23 protein-coding genes are annotated in these 22,209 nt (G+C 42.7%); 14 read left to right on the top strand and 9 right to left on the bottom strand.

Annotated features, from left to right (window positions below):
* Positions 1 to 9: 9 nt before the first annotated feature.
* Complete coding sequence (gene fadB / locus AAEZ00_RS12160) at positions 10 to 2,160, bottom strand: fatty acid oxidation complex subunit alpha FadB (RefSeq protein WP_351077419.1); 2,151 nt, start codon at positions 2,158 to 2,160, stop codon at positions 10 to 12.
* A gap of 238 nt (positions 2,161 to 2,398) precedes the next feature.
* Here fadB and pepQ point away from each other — a divergent pair, with 238 nt between their 5' ends.
* The 4 genes from pepQ (at position 2,399) to hemG (AAEZ00_RS12140) (ending at position 6,386) form a co-directional block, all read left to right on the top strand.
* A complete protein-coding gene (gene pepQ / locus AAEZ00_RS12155; protein ID WP_124012926.1) occupies positions 2,399 to 3,718 on the top strand; it encodes a Xaa-Pro dipeptidase in 1,320 nt (439 codons plus the stop codon).
* Positions 3,711 to 4,325 carry a YigZ family protein gene (locus AAEZ00_RS12150; protein WP_124012927.1) on the top strand — a complete coding sequence of 205 codons (615 nt, stop codon included), beginning with the start codon at positions 3,711 to 3,713 and terminating at the stop codon, positions 4,323 to 4,325. Before pepQ ends, AAEZ00_RS12150 begins: the two co-directional genes overlap by 8 nt.
* A gap of 73 nt (positions 4,326 to 4,398) precedes the next feature.
* Positions 4,399 to 5,856: a TrkH family potassium uptake protein gene (locus AAEZ00_RS12145; protein ID WP_124012928.1), complete on the top strand. Its 1,458-nt coding sequence runs from the start codon at positions 4,399 to 4,401 to the stop codon at positions 5,854 to 5,856.
* Between the two features lie 2 nt (positions 5,857 to 5,858).
* Positions 5,859 to 6,386 (top strand): menaquinone-dependent protoporphyrinogen IX dehydrogenase, encoded by a 528-nt coding sequence (gene hemG / locus AAEZ00_RS12140; RefSeq protein ID WP_124013015.1) that lies wholly within the window; start codon positions 5,859 to 5,861, stop codon positions 6,384 to 6,386.
* 82 nt (positions 6,387 to 6,468) lie between these two features.
* On the opposite strand, the gene AAEZ00_RS12135 is transcribed toward hemG (AAEZ00_RS12140), so the two are convergent.
* The gene (locus AAEZ00_RS12135) at positions 6,469 to 6,774 is read right to left on the bottom strand and encodes an ArsR/SmtB family transcription factor (RefSeq protein ID WP_101033465.1); all 306 of its coding nucleotides are present in this window, start codon (positions 6,772 to 6,774) and stop codon (positions 6,469 to 6,471) included.
* Positions 6,775 to 6,972: 198 nt separating this feature from the next.
* On the opposite strand from AAEZ00_RS12135, the gene hemG (AAEZ00_RS12130) reads away from it, so the two are divergent.
* Positions 6,973 to 7,524 (top strand): menaquinone-dependent protoporphyrinogen IX dehydrogenase, encoded by a 552-nt coding sequence (gene hemG / locus AAEZ00_RS12130; RefSeq protein WP_124012929.1) that lies wholly within the window; start codon positions 6,973 to 6,975, stop codon positions 7,522 to 7,524.
* A 6-nt stretch (positions 7,525 to 7,530) separates the two neighbouring features.
* Here the strand turns inward: hemG (AAEZ00_RS12130) and AAEZ00_RS12125 are convergent, their stop codons facing one another.
* From AAEZ00_RS12125 to def, 5 genes are read right to left on the bottom strand one after another with little or no spacing between them, the layout of a single operon-like run.
* Positions 7,531 to 8,973 carry a TrkH family potassium uptake protein gene (locus AAEZ00_RS12125; RefSeq protein ID WP_124012930.1) on the bottom strand — a complete coding sequence of 481 codons (1,443 nt, stop codon included), beginning with the start codon at positions 8,971 to 8,973 and terminating at the stop codon, positions 7,531 to 7,533.
* Between the two features lie 6 nt (positions 8,974 to 8,979).
* Positions 8,980 to 10,389: a Trk system potassium transporter TrkA gene (gene trkA, locus AAEZ00_RS12120; RefSeq protein WP_101033468.1), complete on the bottom strand. Its 1,410-nt coding sequence runs from the start codon at positions 10,387 to 10,389 to the stop codon at positions 8,980 to 8,982.
* A 16-nt stretch (positions 10,390 to 10,405) separates the two neighbouring features.
* Positions 10,406 to 11,689, bottom strand: coding sequence for a 16S rRNA (cytosine(967)-C(5))-methyltransferase RsmB (gene rsmB, locus AAEZ00_RS12115; RefSeq protein WP_351088682.1), 1,284 nt, complete (start codon positions 11,687 to 11,689; stop codon positions 10,406 to 10,408).
* Between the two features lies 1 nt (position 11,690).
* Entirely contained in the window at positions 11,691 to 12,647 is a 957-nt protein-coding gene (gene fmt, locus AAEZ00_RS12110; RefSeq protein ID WP_351077407.1) for a methionyl-tRNA formyltransferase, read from the bottom strand.
* Between the two features lie 8 nt (positions 12,648 to 12,655).
* The gene (gene def / locus AAEZ00_RS12105) at positions 12,656 to 13,168 is read right to left on the bottom strand and encodes a peptide deformylase (protein ID WP_233768597.1); all 513 of its coding nucleotides are present in this window, start codon (positions 13,166 to 13,168) and stop codon (positions 12,656 to 12,658) included.
* Between the two features lie 126 nt (positions 13,169 to 13,294).
* On the opposite strand from def, the gene AAEZ00_RS12100 reads away from it, so the two are divergent.
* From AAEZ00_RS12100 to AAEZ00_RS12060, 9 genes are all read left to right on the top strand, one after another.
* The gene (locus AAEZ00_RS12100) at positions 13,295 to 14,401 is read left to right on the top strand and encodes a LysM peptidoglycan-binding domain-containing protein (protein ID WP_124012934.1); all 1,107 of its coding nucleotides are present in this window, start codon (positions 13,295 to 13,297) and stop codon (positions 14,399 to 14,401) included.
* Positions 14,402 to 14,484: 83 nt separating this feature from the next.
* A complete protein-coding gene (gene dprA / locus AAEZ00_RS12095) occupies positions 14,485 to 15,501 on the top strand; it encodes a DNA-processing protein DprA (RefSeq protein ID WP_124012935.1) in 1,017 nt (338 codons plus the stop codon).
* Positions 15,502 to 15,503: 2 nt separating this feature from the next.
* On the top strand, positions 15,504 to 15,977 hold the full coding sequence (locus AAEZ00_RS12090) for a DUF494 family protein (RefSeq protein WP_101033474.1): 474 nt from the start codon (positions 15,504 to 15,506) through the stop codon (positions 15,975 to 15,977).
* Between the two features lie 59 nt (positions 15,978 to 16,036).
* The gene (locus AAEZ00_RS12085) at positions 16,037 to 16,600 is read left to right on the top strand and encodes a DNA topoisomerase family protein (RefSeq protein ID WP_124012936.1); all 564 of its coding nucleotides are present in this window, start codon (positions 16,037 to 16,039) and stop codon (positions 16,598 to 16,600) included.
* Between the two features lie 38 nt (positions 16,601 to 16,638).
* Complete coding sequence (tsaC, locus tag AAEZ00_RS12080) at positions 16,639 to 17,205, top strand: L-threonylcarbamoyladenylate synthase type 1 TsaC (protein ID WP_351088681.1); 567 nt, start codon at positions 16,639 to 16,641, stop codon at positions 17,203 to 17,205.
* Positions 17,206 to 17,209: 4 nt separating this feature from the next.
* Positions 17,210 to 18,142 carry an oxygen-dependent coproporphyrinogen oxidase gene (gene hemF, locus AAEZ00_RS12075; RefSeq protein ID WP_124012938.1) on the top strand — a complete coding sequence of 311 codons (933 nt, stop codon included), beginning with the start codon at positions 17,210 to 17,212 and terminating at the stop codon, positions 18,140 to 18,142.
* 370 nt (positions 18,143 to 18,512) lie between these two features.
* Complete coding sequence (locus AAEZ00_RS12070; RefSeq protein ID WP_351088680.1) at positions 18,513 to 18,761, top strand: hypothetical protein; 249 nt, start codon at positions 18,513 to 18,515, stop codon at positions 18,759 to 18,761.
* Positions 18,762 to 18,829: 68 nt separating this feature from the next.
* Positions 18,830 to 19,663 carry a shikimate dehydrogenase gene (gene aroE / locus AAEZ00_RS12065; RefSeq protein ID WP_351088679.1) on the top strand — a complete coding sequence of 278 codons (834 nt, stop codon included), beginning with the start codon at positions 18,830 to 18,832 and terminating at the stop codon, positions 19,661 to 19,663.
* Positions 19,663 to 19,923: a DUF1488 family protein gene (locus AAEZ00_RS12060; protein WP_351077393.1), complete on the top strand. Its 261-nt coding sequence runs from the start codon at positions 19,663 to 19,665 to the stop codon at positions 19,921 to 19,923. Before aroE ends, AAEZ00_RS12060 begins: the two co-directional genes overlap by 1 nt.
* A gap of 27 nt (positions 19,924 to 19,950) precedes the next feature.
* Here the strand turns inward: AAEZ00_RS12060 and AAEZ00_RS12055 are convergent, their stop codons facing one another.
* Both AAEZ00_RS12055 and AAEZ00_RS12050 read right to left on the bottom strand, forming a co-directional pair.
* On the bottom strand, positions 19,951 to 21,186 hold the full coding sequence (locus AAEZ00_RS12055; RefSeq protein WP_351077390.1) for a sensor domain-containing diguanylate cyclase: 1,236 nt from the start codon (positions 21,184 to 21,186) through the stop codon (positions 19,951 to 19,953).
* Positions 21,187 to 21,485: 299 nt separating this feature from the next.
* Positions 21,486 to 22,031: a gamma carbonic anhydrase family protein gene (locus tag AAEZ00_RS12050; protein WP_101033487.1), complete on the bottom strand. Its 546-nt coding sequence runs from the start codon at positions 22,029 to 22,031 to the stop codon at positions 21,486 to 21,488.
* Between the last annotated feature and the right edge of the window lie 178 nt (positions 22,032 to 22,209).

Below are 22,209 nucleotides of genomic sequence, written 5' to 3'. Positions count from 1 at the left end.
TCCCGCTAATTAGGCTTGGTAGTAACTACCGTTGTTGGCTGCAAGTGCACGCATTGCATCGGTAACTTGATACAAGCCACCCAGATGTGCGTATTTGTCTGCTAGGGCAACAAAGTTTGCTACGCCCATGGTGTCTAAGTAACGGAATACACCGCCGCGGAATGGTGGGAAACCAATACCGTAAACCAGACCCATATCGCCTTCAGCAGGTGATGCAATAATATCTTCTTCTAAACAACGGACGGTTTCGATGATCATCGGGATCATACAACGAGCGATAATATCATCAGACTCGAATGCCTTTAATTCACCAAAAGTGGCGTGCAATAATTCATAGCTTGTTGGATCAATGTCTTTCTTCGGTTTACCGCGACGGTCGACAGAATAAGCATAGAAACCTTTGGCATTTTTTTGACCTAGACGCTTGTTTTCAAACATAATATCGATAGCATCTTTGCCATTTTTACCCATGCGGTCAGGGAAGCCTTCTGCCATTACAGCTTGGGCGTGATGACCGGTATCTAAACCTACTACGTCAAGTAAGTATGCTGGGCCCATAGGCCAGCCAAACTGTTTTTCCATCACTTTATCGACAGCAGCAAAATCAGCACCTTCAGCGAGTAGACCACTAAAGCCGGCAAAATATGGAAACAATACTCGGTTAACGAAGAAGCCTGGGCAATCATTTACCACAATTGGGGTTTTGCCCATTTTGCTAGCGTAAGCCACTACGGTTGCGATGGTTTCTTCAGAGCTATGCTCACCACGGATAATTTCAACTAATGGCATTTTATGCACAGGGTTAAAGAAGTGCATACCGCAGAAACGTTCTGGTTTCTTCAGGCTTTTTGCCAATAAATTGATTGAGATGGTCGAAGTATTTGACGCAATAATGGCATCTTCAGATACGTATTGTTCGACTTCTGCAAGCACTGTCGCTTTCACTTTTGGATGTTCAACAACGGCTTCTACAACGATATCGCTATGTTTAATGGCGGCATAATCTAATGAAGGAGTAATGTTGTTTAATACTTTAGCCATTTTCTCTGGCGTAGAGCGGCCTCGAGCAACTTGAGTCGTAAGGATTTTAGCTGCTTCGTTTAAGCCTAACTCTAATGCTGGCTGAGCGATGTCTTTCATGACAATCGGCGTGCCTTTGCTGGCACTTTGGTATGCAATACCACCACCCATGATACCTGCACCCAATACCGCGGCTTGGTTTACATCATGAGCCAGCTTACCGGCTTTCTTTGCTTTACCTTTTACAAATTGGTCATTTAAGAAAATACCAATTAGGGCTTGGGCAACGTCTGTTTTAGCCAATTTAATGAAAGCCTGTGCTTCCACTTTTAATGCGCCATCACGATCTAAACCTGCAGCGTGTTCAATAACATTCACAGCGGCCATTGGCGCGGGATAATGTTTGCCTGCAACTGAGAACACCATGCCTTTCGCTGTGGCAAAAGACATCATGGCTTCAAGCTTTGGTAACTGTAATGGTGATTGCTTTTTGGTACGTCGGGCTTGCCAATCAAGGCTGCCATTAAGTGCATCATGCAACATTTGGATCGCTGCGGCTTGTAAATTCTCTGGTGCAACAACGGCATCAATAGCACCTACTTTTAAGGCATCTTCTGGGCGTTGATCTTTAGCCGTGGTGATCCACTCAAGCGCATTATCTGCACCAATCACTCTAGGCAATCGCACTGTGCCACCAAAACCAGGAATAAGACCTAATTTTGTTTCTGGTAACCCGATACGAGCATTGGTATCTGCAACACGTAAGTCAGTTGCTAAAATGGTTTCACAACCACCACCAAGCGCAAAACCGTTTACGGCAGAGGCCGTTGGGAACGGTAAGTCTTCTAGCTTATTGAATACCGCGTTGGCTTGTTCAACCCAAGCTAACAAGGTTGCATCGTCTTGTTGAAATAGGGTTAAGAATTCAGTGATGTCTGCGCCAACAATAAAAGTGCTTTTTGCTGATGTCAGCAATAAGGCTTTAATGTCAGTGTTTTGTTTGATGCTGTCTAGCGCGGCATCAAGAGAGGCTATGGTTTCTCTGTCAAATTTGTTTACCGAACCTTGTGCGTTAAAGCACAGTTTGGCAATATTATCTTCAAGTAACTCAACCTGAATGGTAGGGCTTTGGTAGATCATTGCTTGCTTCCTTATTGCTTAAAAGCGACTTCCACATCTTATTTTACTGTGCAGTTATCAAGCTTGAATCACAGCGGTTTCGGCCATCTATTGACCAGCTAATTATCAGTGTGCGACTAAATGAGACAAATTACAACAACCAATTTAAACGGCCGTTTAATTTCTTATCATCTAGGGAGGAGTTTTTATGTTTGTGATAGACTGATCAAGTTAACACTTATTAAAAAAGGGATACTCAATGGATCTGTTAGCCCATCTATATCATGCACACATCGGTGAGCTAAATCGTCGAGTCGCTGAAATTTGTCTGCGTGAGAATATTTCAGGATTAGTTATTCATTCTGGTCAGCCGCACCGACAGTTTTTAGATGATTTAAACTATCCCTTTAAAGTGAACCCGCAATTTAAAGCTTGGTTGCCGATTTTAGATAATCCTAATTGTTGGATTATTGCCAACGGCCAAGATAAACCGCGTTTAGTATTTTACCGTCCGGTCGATTTTTGGCACAAGGTGAATGATTTGCCTGATGCCTTTTGGACTGAGCATTTCGAGATTGAATTATTAACCAAAGCGGATCATATTGCCGAATATTTACCCAAAGAGATAACTCAATGGGCGTATGTTGGTGAGCATTTGGATGTTGCAGATGTATTAGGATTTACCTCTCGAAATCCCGATGCTGTGATGAACTACTTACATTTTCATCGTGCGGATAAAACCGAATATGAACTTGAGTGCATGCGCCGAGCGAATCAAATTGCCGTAAAAGGTCATTTAGCGGCCAAAAATGCTTTTTATAATGGCGCTAGCGAGTTTGAAATACAGCAGCGTTATTTGCTCGAAATTGGCCAGGGTGAAAACGAAGTGCCTTATGGCAATATCGTCGCATTAAATCAAAATGCCGCTATTTTGCATTACACTGCTTTAGAACATATAAACCCAGCACAGCGTTTATCATTTCTCATTGATGCTGGGGCCAGTTATCACGGCTATGCTGCTGATATAACAAGAACTTATGCATTTGAAAAAAACCGATTCTGTGAACTAATTGATGCACTCAATAAGGTGCAATTAGCCATCATTGACACCATGAAACCCGGGGTTAAATACACCGATCTCCACATTGCGACTCACGAGCACATTGGTCAGTTATTGATTGATTTTGGCTTGGCTAATGGTACGGTTGAGCAGTTAGTTGCCCAAGGCATTACCCGAGCATTTTTCCCCCATGGCTTAGGTCATATGTTGGGGCTACAAGTCCATGATATGGGCGGTTATGCTCATGATGAACGTGGTACTAATGTCGCCGCGCCAGATGATCACCCATTTTTACGTTGCACCCGAGTGTTAGCAGCAAATCAGGTACTCACCATTGAACCTGGTATTTACATTATCGATACCTTGCTTGAGCAACTATCTGCAACCGCTAAGCTAGCCATTAATTGGCAAACTGTTGCTGAGCTGCGTCCATTTGGTGGTATTCGTATTGAAGATAATGTGATAGTGCATCATAACCGAGTGGAAAACATGACAAGAGAGTTTGGTTTAGTTGATTGAATATTATTCAGTTCCAACAGCTAATGTATTGATTCAAGAAGAGATAAAGCATAGTCGCTTTATCTCTTTGTTATTTCATTGTCCACACCCAAATGATATGAAGTTAGCACTTACTGACATAAAGCGGCAATATCCTGGAGCGAATCATTATTGTTATGCTTTTGTCTCTGGCAGCCCTGAAAACACCATTGATATGGGGTCCAGTGATGATGGTGAACCATCAGGTAGTGCCGGCAAACCCATGTTAGCGTGCTTACAAGGCGCAAACATGGGTGAGCTTGGTGCTATTGTGGTGCGTTATTTTGGTGGCACCAAGTTGGGTGTCGGTGGTTTAGTGCGTGCTTATACTTCGGGTATCAAGCAAGGATTAACGCAAATACACACTCAGGTGAAGCATTTAAGGTATCGGGCAAGCTTAGTGTGCCATTATGCACAACTAACTGATGTTGAGTATTTAGTTGCTCAACATGATGGCGTGGTGACGGATAAAATGTTTAGCGACATTGTTGAAATACACTTTGAGCTGGCTAAATCACACCATCAGGCTTTTAATCAAGCATTAGCGACACTGACTCAGGGCCAACTACAAGTAACGTTTACAGTTTGAGCTATGACTAACTTATGCCAGAATGTCACTCAATAGTTAAATCCGACGCAGCACAACTTAAACAGAATCCTTAATGCAATATAAAACAATTATTAGAATCACAGGTTTGCTGATGGGGTTATTTTCAATCACCATGTTGCCGTCAGCATTAGTGGCTATCTTGTATAAAGATGGTGGCGGTACTGCTTTTATTCAGGCCTTTTTTGTCAGTATTTTTTTAGGCTTTTTATTGTGGTACCCCAACCGTCATCAAAAAGGTGATCTACGAACTCGTGAAGGTTTCTTGATTGTGGTGCTGTTCTGGACAGTGCTGGGATCCATAGGTGCGCTGCCGTTTATTTTTGCTAATAACCCCGATTTAAGTTGGACCGACAGTTTTTTTGAATCATTTTCAGCCTTAACCACCACGGGCGCTACCGTGATTGTTGGGCTAGATAATTTACCTAAGTCAATATTGTTTTATCGCCATTTACTGCAGTGGATGGGTGGTATGGGTATCATCGTTTTAGCCGTAGCCATTTTACCGCTGTTGGGTATTGGTGGTATGCAGCTGTACAAAGCTGAAGTACCAGGCCCGGTTAAAGACACTAAAGTGACCCCTCGCATCGCCGAAACAGCTAAGGCTTTATGGTATATATACTTTTTGCTCACTACCGCTTGTGCTTTAGCATTCTACTTTGCTGGTATGGATGCATTTGATGCGATTTGTCATTCATTTTCGACCATTGCGATTGGCGGTTTTTCTACTCATGATGCGAGTATAGGCTATTTTGAAAGCCCGTTAATTAATGTGATTTGTGCTGTTTTCTTGCTCATTGCGGCAGCCAATTTTAGCTTGCACTTTGCTGCATTTACTCGCCGTGGTATTAACGTTAAGGTCTACCTAAAAGACGCGGAGTTTAGGGTTTTGATTGCCGTGCAACTGGTGTTGACCGCAATCTGTTTTGCGACATTATACCAGTCAGGTATTTACGATACTCCTGAGAAAACCCTTGATTATGCCTTCTTCCAAGTGGTATCGATTTCAACTACCGCAGGTTTTGGTACTGAAGATTTCCATTCTTGGCCGTTGTTTTTACCGATTTTATTAATATTCTCAAGTTTTATTGGTGGGTGTGCTGGTTCTACTGGCGGCGGCATGAAAGTCATCCGCTTCATTCTACTTATTTTGCAAGGTTCACGTGAGCTAAAACGATTAGTTCATCCTAAGGCTTTGTATTCCATTAGGATCGGCTCAAAGGTATTACCCGATAGAATTATTGATGCGGTGTGGGGATTCTTTTCCGCTTACGCATTAGTATTTGTGACGTGTATGGTGATTTTAATGGCCATGGACATGGACGCCATTACCGCATTCAGTGCCACTGCCGCGAGTTTAAATAACTTAGGACCCGGTCTGGGTGATGTGGCATCAAATTATGCCAGTATTTCAGACGGTGCCAAGTGGGTACTGGTGATGGCGATGTTATTTGGTCGATTAGAAGTGTTCACCTTATTGGTGTTATTCACCCCTACGTTTTGGAAAAATTAATGATGAAAACTGCAATTCTGTACTCTACAGTCGATGGGCAGACGCTGGCAATTTGTCAGCAAATCAAGCAAATTTTAATGACAAATGGCGAGCAGGTTAGGGTGGTTAACCTAGCGGAGGCTGACGCGGATGATTTAGTTTGTGTCGATAAAGTCGTTATTGGTGCCAGTATTCGATATGGCAAACATCGACCAGAATTGTTCAAGTTTGTTGAGCAACACAAAGCCATACTCGATACCAAGCGGAACAGTTTTTTTAGCGTAAACGTTGTGGCAAGAAAGCCTGAAAAAAACACTCCAGAAACCAATCCTTATATGGTGAAGTTTTTAGGACTCTCGGCTTGGAAGCCTCAGCTATTAGGCGTCTTTGCGGGTAAGATAGATTACCCTCGTTACGGTTTCTTCGATAAGTTTATGATCCGATTTATCATGTGGATGACCAAAGGACCGACCGATACACAGGGAACGTTCGAGTTTACGGATTGGAGTAAAGTCGATGATTATGCCAAACAAATAACAGGGCAAATGTAACCTCATGACACCAACAGCGTGTCCAATGACATATTATTGGGCACACTATTCACTCTCAACGCTATTTAAGCCTTTATGTTAGTTAAGCGCAGTAGCGTCGATGTAGAATAGAGATAACTTCGGTTACTTGCTCATTTTTAAGCGTGTAATAAACCACTTGTGAGCTCTTACGAGTGTTGACCAAATCTTGGGTACGCAGTACCGCTAAATGCTGTGACAATGCTGATTGGCTCAGCGGCACTGTCTCATTTAACTCCGTGACACTTAATTCTTGTTCTAACAATAAACATAAAATCATTAAGCGGTAAGGATTCGCAATGGCTTTTAACCATTGTGCAGCCGTTTCGGCATTAATAAGCATCGTTGCGACATCGATATCTTGCTTCATGAGTGTCCTTATGTAACCTTTAATTGCGAGTTAGTCTGGGTTCAGTTTTGTTTTCTATATCATAATACTTTTGCTTCATAGAGATCTCAATTTAAACGATTAAATATATGAGCCATTTCTAATTTGTGATCTTTGCAGGGGTTTTAAGAGACTTTTTTTGCCAAACTGATGAAAATCAATCAGCAATGAGAATCAAAAATGGCCAATGTTTTAGTGTTGTATTATTCTCGGGGTGGCCACACCGCACATATTAGCCGTGCAATTTCAGAGCAAATTCAATCCCAAGGCGATAATTGTGATGTGATGAATATTCAAGATAAAACCCCAATCGATTGGTCTAAATACCAAGCTGTTGCGTTAGGGGCTTGTGTCTTATATGGCTCATATCACAAATCGGTGTTTGAATTTGTTCGTGAAAATCAGCGACACTTGTCGCAGTTACCCAATAGTTTTTTTTGCGTCAATGTCGTCGCTCGCAAGCCAGAAAAACGCATCCCCGAGAACAATAAATACTTACAGAAGTTTTTAACCTTATCGGCGTGGAAACCCCAAGATGTCAAAATTATTGCCGGTAAAGTCGATTATCCTTCTTGGCCTTGGTATGACAGCTTAATGATCCGCCTTATTATGAAGATGACCGATGGCCCCACCGATCCTACTGCAATTATTGATTATACTGATTGGGACGATGTGAAGGCCTATGCTGACCATATTACCCATTTAGCGTCTTCTGGAGTCGTCATTGCCTAAGCAATATTAATAACGCCAAAATTTAGGGTGAAACAACACTGCGACAGTCAGTATTTCCAAGCGCCCTAATAACATTCCTAGTGCCAATGCCCATTTTGCTACGTCAGGAAGTGGAGCAAAGTTTCCTGCTGGGCCAATAATAGGACCAAGGCCTGGTCCGACGTTGGTGACCGCAGTAATCGCTCCTGTAAAGCTGGTCATTGGGTCTAACCCTGTCAGTACTAATGTAATTGAAAGCACTAATATCACGATAACCATCAGCATAAAAAACGCCATGATTGAGCGGACAATATCATCACGAATACGATGGCCATTGTATTTGTCTTTAAACACCCCGTTAGGATGAAACTGTTGTTTAATTTGTTGACGCATAATTGAGAATGCGATTTGGAAACGAAATATTTTTATCCCACCAGATGTTGAGCCAGAACAACTGCCAATAAACATTAGAAATAGAAATATCACACTGGCGAAAGCCCCCCAAGATTGATAGTCCGTTAACCCATAACCTGTGGTAGTGATAACCGAAATGACATTGAAGCTGGCTAATCTTAATGCATCTAAAAAGTCTATTTGCTGGTGTTGCCAAAGCCAAAAGGCTAACGAAAATGACACCAGTAACACAAAGCGTAAAAATCCTTTTACCTGTTGATCATTCCATAAGCGTAAGCTGCGTTGCTGTATGGTTTGTACAAACATCAATAACGGCAATCCGCCTGCCAACATAAACACGATACTCACCCAATGAGCCGAATGTGAAAAGATGGCCATTGATTTATCTGAGGTTGAGTATCCTCCGGTCGATAATGTTGTCATTGCATGATTGATTGCCTCAAACCAGTGCATGCCAGCAAGGTGATAAGAATATGCACATAGCATTGTTAATGCCGCATAAATCAAGAATAAGTGTTTAGCCATATGCTGGGTGCGGGGGATCGTTTTGTCACTCCAATCAGAGGATTCGGTCCTAAATAAGCGCATACCCCCCACATTCAAAAACGGTAGGATTGCCACGGCCATGACAATAAAGCCTATGCCGCCAAGCCATTGTAATAATGAACGCCAGACTAAAATACTATGGTCCATATTATCTAAACCAGATAAAACCGTTGAACCTGTGGTGGTAATGCCTGACATAGTTTCAAAAAAAGCGTCGGTATAATTAATACCGTGATAAAGCGTGAAGGGTAAGGCTGCAAATAAGCTGACCACAAACCAAGTTACACTTGTCAGCATAAACATGTCGCGGATGTTGAGGTTGAAATGATGGTGTCGGCCATTTTGAATACACAGAATGGCGATAAAGCCGGTAAACAACCCTGAGATCATAAAGTCTCCAATGGTTTCTTCAGCATAAAACAGTGCAAAAGCCATTGGTACCAGCATAAATCCTGTTAGTATCGCCAGAAAAATACCGATAATGAAAATGATTTGTTTGAAGTTAAGCATAAGAACTTAAAAGAAAAATGCGCTAGGTTGAAATAACTTTTCTACGTCACCGATGAACTTCTTATTGACCAAGAATAAAATGACATGGTCACCCTGTTCGATTACCGTTCTATCGTGGCCCATTAACACCTCATCATTACGAACAATGGCGCCAATGGTGGTTCCTGGCGGCAGCTTGATATCACCAATTTTTTTCCCGACCACTTTTGAGGTACTCGAATCACCATGGGCGATGGCTTCAATGGCTTCTGCTGCACCACGGCGCAATGAATAAACATTACAAATATCACCTTGGCGAATATGCGTCAGCAGCGCTGAAATAGTAGCTTGTTGCGGAGAGATGGCGATATCAATGTTAGCTTCTTGTACTATATCAACATAGGCTTCACGTTGGATCAGCACCATGACTTTTTTAGCACCCATACGTTTGGCGAGTAGAGCGGACATAATATTGGCTTCATCGTCGTTAGTGACGGCGATAAACACATCGGTTTGATCTATGTGCTCTTCAAGCAATAATTCTTGGTCTGAGGCATCACCACAAAACACGGTGGTTTTTTCCAATTTTTCAGACAGTAACTCTGCGCGCTCTTGACGGTGCTCAATCAATTTAACCGAGTGAGTACGTTGTAGTTTTTGGGCAAGGCCAAAACCAATATTACCGCCACCGGCAATCATTATATTTCGGTACGAATTATCCAGTTTTTGCATCTCACTCATTACCGCGCGAATATGGCGGCTATCGGCGACGAAAAACACTTCGTCATCGGCTTCAATAATGGTGGTGCCACGCGGCATAATGGGACGACCTTGTCTAAAAATAGCCGCCACCCGGGTATCAATATTGGGCATGTGCTCACGTAATGTGGCGAGTGCGTTACCCACTAGTGGGCCACCATAATAGGCTTTAACCGCAACAAGGCTGAGTCTACCCTTCGCAAATTCAAGAACTTGAAGTGCACCAGGGTATTCGACCAATCTTTGTATGTAAGCGGTCACTAACTGTTCTGGTGCAATTAACTCGTCAATAATAAAACCGCCACGAGGTTTGGCATCTCCGCTTTTAATTTCACTGCTGATAAATAGTTTATCTTGAAGTTCCAAATAGGCTTCTGAGCGAATACGCGCAATTTTTGTCGGTGTGCCAAAAAGGCTATAAGCGATTTGGCAGGCAGACATGTTACATTCATCGCTGTTTGTTACTGCAATGAGCATGTCCGCGTCTTCTGCTCCCGCTTCTTTTAGTACACTCGGATGGGCGCCATGACCGACAACAACACGCAAATCAAATTTGTCTTGCAACAACCTTAGTCGAGCGCGATCACTGTCGACGAGTGTGATGTCGTTATTTTCACCGACCAAGTTTTCAGCTAATGTGCCGCCAACTTGTCCAGCCCCTAAAATAATAATTTTCATGGCTTGAGGTACATCCTTAAAGTGCTTTAACTAGGCGAGCGTAATAAAAGCCGTCCATATTGTCTTGTCCTGGCAAAATCTGCCAACCGATATCATCGAGATGAGTTTGTTGCTCTATCGGTACTAAACTCGCATCGGGTGTCCGTGTTAGAAATAGCTCAACTTGCTGGCTGTTTTCCTGGGGTAAAATAGAACAGGTTGCATATAATAAGCAGCCACCCGGTTTAAGCCATTGCCAGCAATGATCCAATATTTGTTTTTGTAAGTTGGCTAACTCTTCAATATCGCTATTTTTACGTAACCATTTTATATCAGGGTGACGACGAATAACGCCTGTGGCTGAGCAAGGTGCATCGAGTAATATGCGATCAAATTGCTGTCCTTGCCACCATGATGGGATATCAGCAGCATCGCCGTGAATAAGCTGCGCTTTTAAATGCAACCTGTCCAGATTTTGTTGTACTCGATCTAGGCGTTTTTGATCAAAGTCGACTGCGACTAAATTAATATCGGGAGCAAGCTCTAGTAAATGGCAACTTTTGCCACCTGGTGCAGCACAGGCATCTAGGATCAATTCATCCGCCATTGGTGCCAGTAAGGTTGCAGCCCATTGCGCGGCGCCATCTTGAACAGAGACTGCTCCTTGCATAAAATCAGGTAAAGCGGTCACATCTTTTGCGCCTTCGAGCAATATAGCATCTTGGCTTGGGCCTGCTTGGGCGGGAATATCGTGTTGGGCTAATGCCGCTAAATAAGCATCACGTGTTTGTGATTGCTGATTATTACGCAGCCACATGGGTGGACGCTGATGGCTTTGCTCAATAATGTTTTGCCAATGGTCTGGATAAGCTTGTTGTAAGCGTTTAATAAACCAAGCTGGAGTATTAAAACGTAGGGTTTCGGAGTCGGTGTTTAAGGCGGCATCTTGGCGCTGTATAGTACGCAATACACCATTGACCACTTTTACCAAACCATCAAAACGTAACTGTCGGCAGGCTTCTGCCGTTTCAGAAATCGCGGCATGTGCCGGAATGCGAGTAAAGTAAAGCTGGTAACAACCGACAATCAACAATTGATGTAATATGCGCTGCTTTCCCTTAAACGGCTTGGCTAAGCAGTCGCTGACGCATTTGTCGAGTTGTGGCAATTGGCGCATAACGCCGTAACATAGTTCTGCTAATAGGGCTTTGTCTTTGCCATTTTGCAGGTGTTGTTGCTGATCGGGTAGCGCTACCGATAACGACATACCCTTTTCAAGTACTTCATAAATCGCTTTAGCTGCCAGTGCGCGCACATTCATGCTAGTTAGCCTCTTGGTTTAAACACACACCAGCGGTAAACCAATCACCACGAGCATTCAAAATATCGGCCACATTAAGTGGCTTTTTGTTGGGCAGTTGCATGGTCTGAATAATTAACTTGCCATCAGCGGTAGCCACTTCAATACCGAGTTTGGTTGCCGCGATAATGGTGCCCGGAGCTTCGTGACATACTTCTGCGGAATAATCAGCTTGCCAAACTTTAATGGTACTTTGATGATGCTCAAAATAGCTGACGGGCCAGGGATTAAATGCGCGGATGTCTTGCCATAATTGCTTGGCTGTTTTATGCCAATCAAGACGCGCTTCTTCTTTAGAGAGTTTTGCCGCGTAATTGGCGAGCGATTCATCTTGCTTTTGAGCCGTTAACGTCCCTTCGCTTAATCCTGCTAAAGCCTCAATTAATGCTTCAGGTCCTTGGGCTGCGAGTTTTTCATATAGACTGGCTGAGGTGTCGCTCGGTTCGATGGGTAAGCGGGTGTTAAACAGCATATCACCAGTGTCTAGGCCGATATCCATTAGCATAATGGTGACACCGGTTTCTGTGTCGCCTGCCCATAATGCTCGTTGGATAGGCGCGGCTCCACGCCAGCGCGGTAAAATTGAACCGTGAACATTAATACAACCTAAACGCGGAGTATCAAGGACTATCTTTGGTAAAATCAACCCGTAAGCAACAACAACCATGATATCGGCATTGAGGTGTGCTAATTCCGCTTGTGCCGCATCATTTCGTAATGATGCTGGTTGAAATACCGGAATGGCATGCGCTAATGCCAGTGCTTTTACTGGGCTTGCTGTAAGTTTTTTACCTCGCCCTGCGGGTCTATCGGGTTGAGTATAAGTCGCAATCACATCATGTTCAGAGTCGATGAGCGCTTGTAAATGTCTGGCAGCGAAATCCGGAGTACCGGCAAAGATAATTTTTAACGGTTTCAAATTTTTTCCTATACTTCTCTAGCATCTAAACGAGCTTCTTTTTCAAGCTTAGTTTTTATACGTTGGCGTTTTAATGGTGATAAGTAATCGACAAACAACTTACCTTTAAGGTGATCCATTTCATGCTGAATACAAACGGCAAATAACTCATCTGCTTCAATAGTGAACTCTTTACCGTGACGATCTAGGGCTTTGAGCGTGACAAATTCAGCACGGTCAACTTTGGCATAAATCCCCGGTACCGATAGGCAGCCTTCTTCATTTGCCAAGTCGCCACTACTGGCAATAATCTCAGGATTAATAAAAACGGTTGGGCGTTCTATCTCATCTTGTAAATCCATCACAATCAATTGTTGATGAAAATCCACTTGAGTAGCAGCGAGACCGATACCTTTCTCTAGGTACATCGTCTCGAGCATGTTATCAATTATAGTCTGTAATTGCGGACCAAAATCCGTCACAGGTAGCGCGATGGTGCGTAAACGTTCATCTGGAAATCGTAAAACATTAAGTAGTGGCATATATAAACTCTTCACAAGTCTGTCAAATTTCAGCCAGATAGCTATACTGGCCATTGCGATTAGGGTAATTTTAATCCTTACCGCTTATCAATAACAGCAAAAAGCTCTAATAAAGAGCTAAACAACATGGATCTCACCATGAAACGCTTACTTTTACTTGTTTTTTTATCATTAAATTTTTTTGGGGCTAACGCTGATACATTAACCCTAAAGGCGGGCCATCCTGACACGTATGTCGTTAAAAAAGGCGATACGTTGTGGGATATCTCTGGATATTTTTTGAATGACCCTTGGCGTTGGCCTAAATTGTGGGGTGTTAACCCGCAAATTGCTAATCCACATCTAATTTACCCTGGCGATAGACTGACATTAGTATTTATTGATGGTCAACCTCGTTTAGTGGTTAAGCAGCACATTCAGAAGAGTCCTGAAGGACGAGTCATATCCAAAGATGGCCCGATTCCTGCTGTTGATCTTGCCTTAATTAGACCCTATTTAGTACAAAATAGAGTTGTGGATCCTGCATGGTTATTGGAATTGCCGATTGTTATGAGCGGCGAGAGCCCATCAATTCATCATGTGGTCGATGACGTTGTCTATGTTAATGCGCAGCTTGAACAAGGCCTTAAAGTGGCAATTTATCAAACTGGACGTGAGTTTTTTGCTCCAAATAGCGGCGAATTATTAGGCCAGGAAATTATTTTAGCTTCGAGTGGGCGGGTTATTGAGTCTGGCGTTGTGTCAAAAGTTGAATTGCTCAGTAGCTTACGTGAAACCAAAGGTGGCTTTCATGTTGCCCCGGTAGAAGATGAAGCGTTAATGTCGGCTTATTTTATCCCAAAAGCGGCAGACTTAGGTGTTTCTACCTCTATTGTTGGTATAACAGGTAACATTCGTGAAGCTGGTAAGTTAGATGTCGTCTATCTTGATCGTGGTGCCAATGATGGTGTTGAGACTGGACATGTTTTTTCAATGTACCGCGATGGCGAAAACATTATTATTGATAATGAGGGTAATCCAGTTCGACCTATAGACCGTTCATCTTACGATAAAGTGCTGGCGAACTTTTCAGATGATACCGTGTATAAAATGCCAGATATTTTTCATGGTAATTTGATGGTTTTTAAAGTGTTTGATAAAACCAGTTTAGGTTTGATTATGTTCAATGAGCACCCCGTTCGAGTCGGTGATAAATTGACTAAACCAGATCCCTTGACCATTAAAGGTGAATAATTTCAGATAAACTGGTCGACTGGTTAGTTGTTTGTGCCGTATCTGGGCTAGGACCTGCTCGGATTCAACAATTATTAACTCAAATGGACGTTGAAGAAATTCGTCAACGTCTAGAGTTTGAACCTCAGGCCTTGCCTTTACCAGCAAGCCTATTGGCTAAATGTAGTATCGACTTTAATAAGGTCGAGCAAGCCCTAGCCTGGCTTGATTCGCAGTCCAATCACTATATTGTGACCCTCTCTGATCCACTTTATCCGCCATTACTTGCACAAATTAGCGATCCACCACAGGTATTATTTGTTAAAGGGTCGATAGAATCTCTTGTGTTACCGAGTATTGCAATGGTGGGAAGCCGTAATGCCTCTCGAGGCGGCTTAGATATAACGGCAGAACTCGCTTATCATTTAGCTCACCAAGGCTTTTCAATTACCAGCGGCATGGCTGCTGGTATTGATGGTGCAGCCCATAAAGCGACTCTGGCTGCTAATGGAACGACCATAGCAGTATTGGGCAGCGGGGTTGAGTGCATTTACCCTAAGCGTCATCAAAACTTGTATCATGACATTATCAATACAGGCTGTGTAATCAGTGAATATTGGCCAAGTATAGGGCCTTTTTCTGGTAACTTCCCTCGGCGTAACCGTATTGTCAGTGGCCTAAGCTTAGGCACTGTCGTGGTTGAGGCAAGTCGTAAAAGTGGTTCGTTAATTAGTGCTCGACTTGCAATGGAGCAAAACCGTGAAGTGTTTGCTGTACCAGGATCGGTGTTAGGGGGCTATAGTCAAGGTTGCCATGATTTAATTAAAAATGGCGCCAAACTTGTCGAGTCGGCTGTCGATATAATCGAAGAATTGGGCAGTTTATCTGATTATCACCTTGAACAATTGCATCTACGGCACCATATACGAGATAATGACATTTGTGATTTGCCATTTCCTCCGCTGTTATCTAGTGTAGGATATGAAACTACTGCGGTAGATGCAGTAGTTGAGGATAGTGGGAAACCAATAGATCTGGTGTTAATACAAATGCTTGAACTTGAGTTACAAGGGTGGGTTGCAGCAGTGCCCGGTGGTTACGTCAGACTAAAGAGGAGTTAGCCATGTTTGATATCCTCATGTATTTATTTGAAAATTATGTTCATAGTGAAATTGAGCTATTAGTTGATGAAGATGAGCTCACTAAAGAGTTAACCCGTGCGGGTTTTCATCAAGTTGATATTATAAAAGCACTTTCTTGGTTAGAGCACCTTGCTGATCTACAAGAAAGCGATAAACCTTACTTGTGTAATCACGCACAACATTCATTCCGTATTTATACCAAAGCGGAAATGGCCAAATTAGATGTTGAGTGCCGTGGTTTTTTATTGTTTTTAGAGCAGATACAAGTACTCAGTGTCGAAACCCGTGAAATGGTCATTGACCGTGTCATGGAATTAGATGAACCTACATTAGTGTTAGAAGATCTCAAATGGGTGGTATTAATGGTACTATTTAACGTGCCAGGAAATGAGTCAGCCTATGAGCAAATGGAAGATTTAATCTTCGAGCAGCCAGAAGGGCGTTTACACTCATAACAAAAAGGAGGCTTAGCCTCCTTTTTTAGGTCTACAGAAAATTATTCATTGAGAGCACCATGTCGAAAATTGATCCGCAGTTGTTTACTGTCCACGAGCATGCACTGGAGAAAGAGTTTGAACTTTGTCCTGTTTGTGGTTCTGAACTGTCGGTTAAACACAGTAAACATGGCAGCTTTGTGGGGTGTAATAACTACCCAACATGCGACTATACTCGTCCACTAGTGCAACATGAGTCGATAGAGACTCAAGTTATCAGCGGTTCAGAATGTCCGCAGTGTGGCCATGAGTTAGCGGTTAAGTCTGGTCGGTTTGGTATTTTTATTGGTTGCACTCACTACCCAGAATGTACTCATATTGAAAAACACGATCACACCAATCAAGCTGAACAGATTGTTTGCCCTCAGTGCGCCAAAGGTCATCTTGAGTCTCGGACCAGTCGTTATGGTAAAACTTTTTTTGCTTGTAGCGCCTACCCAAAATGTAAGTTTATCGTAAACTACCCTCCGTATAATGAAGCTTGCCCTGATTGTGGCTTCGGGATTTTAGTTGAACGTAAAGGTGCGGCGGGTAGCCGAGTTGAGTGTCCGCAAAAATCCTGTAAATATAAACGTGCTCTGTAGTTTTCGTTATTAATATCAATTTGATGTAAGGAAGTTTCATGTTGCAATTGCAGCCATCCGCTGTCGCTGCCGTCATAAGTCAAGGCGGAGTGATTGCTTATCCAACTGAAGCGGTGTTTGGTTTAGGCTGTGATCCTGACAACGACAGTGCTATTGAAAAATTGTTGGCTGTTAAACAGCGTCCTTGGCAAAAGGGGTTGATTTTAGTAGCCAGTTCTTTGGATCAACTTTTGCCTTACCTTGATATCACTCAACTAACTGAACAGCAGTTGCAGTTTGCGCAATCAAAGTGGCCAGGCCCCTTTACCTTTGTTATGCCTATTCAGTCCCATGTATCCAAATTACTCTGCGGTGAATTTGATTCGATTGCAGTGCGCGTATCAGCTCACCCCGTTGTGCGAGAGTTGTGCGACACCCTCAATAAACCCCTTGTATCGACAAGTGCCAATTTAGCCGGAAAGTCACCGGTCGTCGATGCACAACATATCATCACTGATTTTACTGATAAAATTGATGCATTGATTTTAGGTAAGCTGGGCGAACAACGTCAGCCATCAACCATTATTGATGCCCGCAGTGGTCAGATCCTTCGTAATGGAAGCTAATACTATGTCAAACAACCTTTCTCAAGTGCCCGACGCACAACAAGTAAAATCATTCCTGCTAGCATTACAGCAAAATATTTGTCAGCGTTTAGAGCTACTCGACGGCAAAGCCACTTTTAAAGCTGACTCATGGAAGCGTGAAGAAGGCGGCGGTGGCACTAGTCGAGTATTAACTCAAGGCAAAATCTTTGAGCAAGCTGGCGTTAACTTTTCACATGTGATGGGTGCATCTATGCCTGCATCGGCTACTGCGCATCGCCCTGAATTAGCTGGCCGTAGTTTTGAGGCGATGGGGGTGTCTTTAGTGATCCACCCCAATAACCCTTATATCCCGACGACCCATGCCAACGTACGTTTTTTTATTGCCCGTAAAGAAGGTGCGGACCCCGTGTGGTGGTTTGGTGGCGGATTTGATTTAACACCTTATTACCCCTTTAAAGAAGATGTCGTCAGCTGGCATCAAACGGCTAAAGATATTTGCCAGCCATTTGGCGATGACGTTTATCCTAAATACAAAAAATGGTGTGATGAGTATTTCTTTATACCGCATCGTAATGAAACTCGAGGTGTCGGCGGACTATTTTTTGACGATTTAAACGAACCCGGTTTTGAGCGTAGTTTTGAGTTTATGCAAGCGGTAGGAAACGGCTTTATTGAAGCTTATGCGCCAATTGTCGAGCGCAATAAAACCTTAGAATACGGTGACGATGAGCGCCAGTTCCAACTTTATCGTCGTGGCCGCTATGTCGAGTTTAACTTGGTTTATGATCGTGGCACCTTATTTGGTTTACAAACCGGCGGTCGTACAGAATCGATTTTAATGTCAATGCCGCCTCTGGTACGTTGGGAATACGCGTTCACCCCTGAAGAAGATAGTCCAGAAGCTGAGTTGTACGATATCTACTTAAAACCACAAGACTGGTTAGCTGAAGTTTAATTCCAATCGGATTCTACCTTGCCATGCTGCAATAACGAGTCATCGGTTACCCATGTTGTCTGCTAAGGTTGAAATAGCCTGAATCATCGTTTGTTGATGTTCAGGCTTTTTTATTGCGTTGTTAATCGCCGCGCGCATGAGAATGATCCTCTGATCACCATAGACTCAGCGATAACGGAGGGCATGTGTTTAGCACGTAATGCCGGATGAGTATGGGTAACTTGTCAGCAAGTGTTGAATCGCTGCATAATTCACTCGTAAATGCAGGTAAACTAGCCAAAACAAGAGTAATAATAGCGGTTGCTTTCCCAGGTGGTAGCCATGGTATTTACGCACTCCGTTTTAGTTTGGGAATGGGGTTGCCAATGGCATGAACTATGGTGATATTCTGGCTGCTGTGACGGCAAATGTGGCCGATATATTCTATTTAGATACTGGGCAGATTGCGGTTGGAAAACCGGCAGGTTTAGTCTTATGCAGAGGCGCCTCTTTGGTGTTCAGCAGTAAAGTACAAAAGATATGGATAGCAGTAGAAAAGCAAGATACTGACAGCCGTCAAGGTAAGCTCGGTGGTTGCTATTTACAAAAAAAGCCAATGTCTGAGGTATATAGCCGCTAACATTTGATGATAGACGTCAGATGTGTCCATCGTAGGCAAATAATGCCGTTAACTAAGAGGTGAAGTAAATGACCGATAAGTATGCTGTATTTGGTAACCCGATAGCGCAAAGTAAGTCGCCATTCATACATACTGAGTTTGCCAAACAAACTCAGCAAGACTTAAGTTATGACGCTATTCTCGTCTCTGTCGATCAATTTGATTCTTCGTTAACGGCATTCTTTACCGATGGCGGTAAAGGCGCCAATGTTACCGCACCTTTTAAAGAACAAGCATTTGCCATGTGTGATGAGCTCAGTGAGATGGCTACACTCGCAGGCGCCGTCAACACGTTGTTTAATTTACCCAATGGCAAAATAGGCGGTGACAATACCGATGGCGTTGGCTTGGTGAATGACCTAGAAATGCTATTTGGCTCGTTAAAAGGTAAGCGAGTCTTATTGGTAGGTGCTGGTGGCGCGGCAAGGGGGTGTATTTTGCCTATTTTGCAGCATAATGTGGCTCAATTGGTTATCTGTAATCGGACTCACGAAAAAGCACAGCAACTCCAAGCCTTATTCAGTGAATATGGTAACTTTTTTGCTAAACCCATTGAGGAATTAGACTCTCCGTTTGATTTAGTGATTAACTCAACCTCTGCAGGTTTATCTGGGCAGTTAATTACTCTGCCTAATGTTATCGTAGATAAAACCACTGATTGTTACGACATGACCTACAGCCAACAAACCACAGCATTTAACCAATGGGCGCAAGATCAACATGCCCGTAAAACCGCTGATGGGCTAGGCATGTTGGTTGGTCAGGCGGCAAAAAGTTTTAGTTTATGGCGCGGTGTGACTCCTGATACCGCATCTGTCATGGGAAAACTGCGTGAGTCACTGGCGCAAAAGGTAGCAGATTAATGAATCAAAGCGTGATCTTTACCGATCAGCACTATATCGAAACAAATGAAGTAAGATTTATTGCGCAGCAACAGGGGATAAATATTAATTGTTTTGCTCACTTTTCTGTTATTAGCGAGCTTTGTGATAATCAACTGGTGGATCAACATAATGCCGCCAGTTTGTTTGAACAATGTCGTTTTGACCTAGAAGACAAAGCTGAAGCGCTCATAGCACAAGAAGCCTTTAGCGATAGTGGCGACATTACTGTTATTTCATGATGTGTTTAATCAGCTGGATTGGTCGAGTTAGTTTCGCGCAGACTTGGGTGCCGACCATTTTTTGAGTCGTTTTTTGGTATACATATTGTTATCAGCTTGCTTAAAGGCACTCTCCCAATCTAGATCATATTGTGCAAATCCGTAGCTAAAATGAATGCCATGTACGCAAGCGGCGAGGTCTTGCTGCAATTGGGTGATTTGCTGCTCTAAGGTATCGATAGGGCCGCGGCATAAAGCAACAAACTCATCACCACCATAACGCGCAACCAAAAACTCAGGATGCCATAGCGCCTTTAGTGATTGTGCAATGGCTTTTAATGCATCGTCACCCGCTTGGTGTCCATACTGATCATTTAACGGTTTTAAGTTATCCATATCCAAGATGATAATATAACTGGCTAACTCTGGATTGTGTTGCCATTGTAAAATCGTGGCATCAAACTTCTTACGGTTATACAGCTCGGTTAATCCATCATAATCTGCCATGATTTCGATTTTCTTCGACTTTTGATATAACGAAATCGCATTAGCGGCTTCAGAGGTTAGAATATTAACCAAGTTAATATCGTAATCACCAAAGGCATCCATCTTGATACTGTCTAAGTTCATCATTCCATAAAGTTCACCCTCAATATGGATTGGGCTAGATAAGGTTGAGCAGATTGGTTGTATCGAAGCATGTAATAGTGCGTGTTGGTCTTCATTTGTGAGAGTGCTTTTAGCATTGATGTTCTTCATGTTGTTAATCACAACCGCCTTATCACAACGACCATTCGTCCGTCGGAACTGAAAGGTTTCTTCTAAGGTAAAGTTTATTTTTCGAAGAGCATCTATATCCAACCCCACAACCGACTCAAATTGTAATCTAGTGGTATTCTTATCAACCAGAATGATACTGCCCATTTCGGCATCATCGATAGCACTTACTGCTTTTTGCAATAGAGCGTCTAAAAAGGTTTTTTCAGAATCGTATTGACTGGATAAATTCACTAATTCATAAGTCGTATCGTTAATGTGGACAACTTGCTCTAAATGTTGCCAAAGCCGTAAAATATTTTGTTTGTGGATATAATAAGTGATGCCATAACTCAAAGCGTAAACGCCACAAATAAGCATTAGGTATAAATAGGTATTTGCATTACTAGGTATGGCGAATATGAAAATAATAACGAACAACAAGAAAGGCACAGCAAGCAATAATAGATGACTCTTAAAGTCTACATAGGCAATGTGCTTATTGTTAATGCGTCCTTTAGTTTTCACTTCAACCATCCTAATAATAAGTCGGTAATACTCTTTAGCATTAAACATCGATGCTCGACGTGCCTCAAGCCAAACTAAACTACCATCTGCGAGTCAATATAAGCTAATTATCGTCGTCAGAGTGTGTTTGAGTCCCGATGTGATAAGTAATAAACAAACTGTGATGGCCATTTATTCTGTAAATCATAGTGAGTGTATCAACGAAGATCATAAAGATATGTGTGGAATGACTTGTTTTAACAAGGCTTAAACGAAATAGACCAACATATTATTGGCCCAAATCGTTTGTATGAATAACGCTACTGTTGTAAGTCTACCAAATATTCATTTTTTAAACGGACATAATTATCAGCCGATTGTGGTAAAAATACACGTTCCGCGTCAGTTAACGGTCGAACTTGTTTACATGGGCTGCCTACATATAAGTAACCACTTTGCAAAATTTTATTGGGTGGCACGAGTGAGCCCGCGCCGACAATCACGTCATCTTCTACTATTGCACCATCAAGTAAGATAGCGCCCATACCTATTAGCACGCGATGACCAATCTTGCAGCCATGCAACATCGCCTTATGACCAATAGTCACATCATCACCAATAATTAATGGATTACCATTAGGATTAGAAGGCGATTTACGCGTTACATGCAATATACTGCCATCTTGGACATTACTGCGTTTACCAATACGGATCTTATTCACATCACCACGAGCAGCAACTAATGGCCAAATGCTGGCGTCATGGTCCAATTTTATATCGCCAACAAGTACTGCAGACTCATCAACATAGACGTTATCAGCTAAATTAGGGTGGATCCCTTGGTAAGTTCTTACATTGGTAGACATAACAATCCTTATATATTTATGGTTTCAGACAGTATAATGCTTAAAAACTAGCTGGTCAGGCTAAATTATCCGCAAACAAACCCAAAATGACAAATCACCTCAATAAAGGGCTTGCGCTAAATCTTGTATTGCCTATAATGCGCATCCACTGACACGGCAGACAGCGAAAGCAGTCACC

Source organism: Shewanella sp. S1-49-MNA-CIBAN-0167 (assembly GCF_040310145.1).
Taxonomy (GTDB): domain Bacteria; phylum Pseudomonadota; class Gammaproteobacteria; order Enterobacterales; family Shewanellaceae; genus Shewanella; species Shewanella psychromarinicola.
The sequence above is the reverse complement of the archived record's forward strand: the minus strand, read 5'-3'. Positions and strand labels throughout refer to the sequence as shown.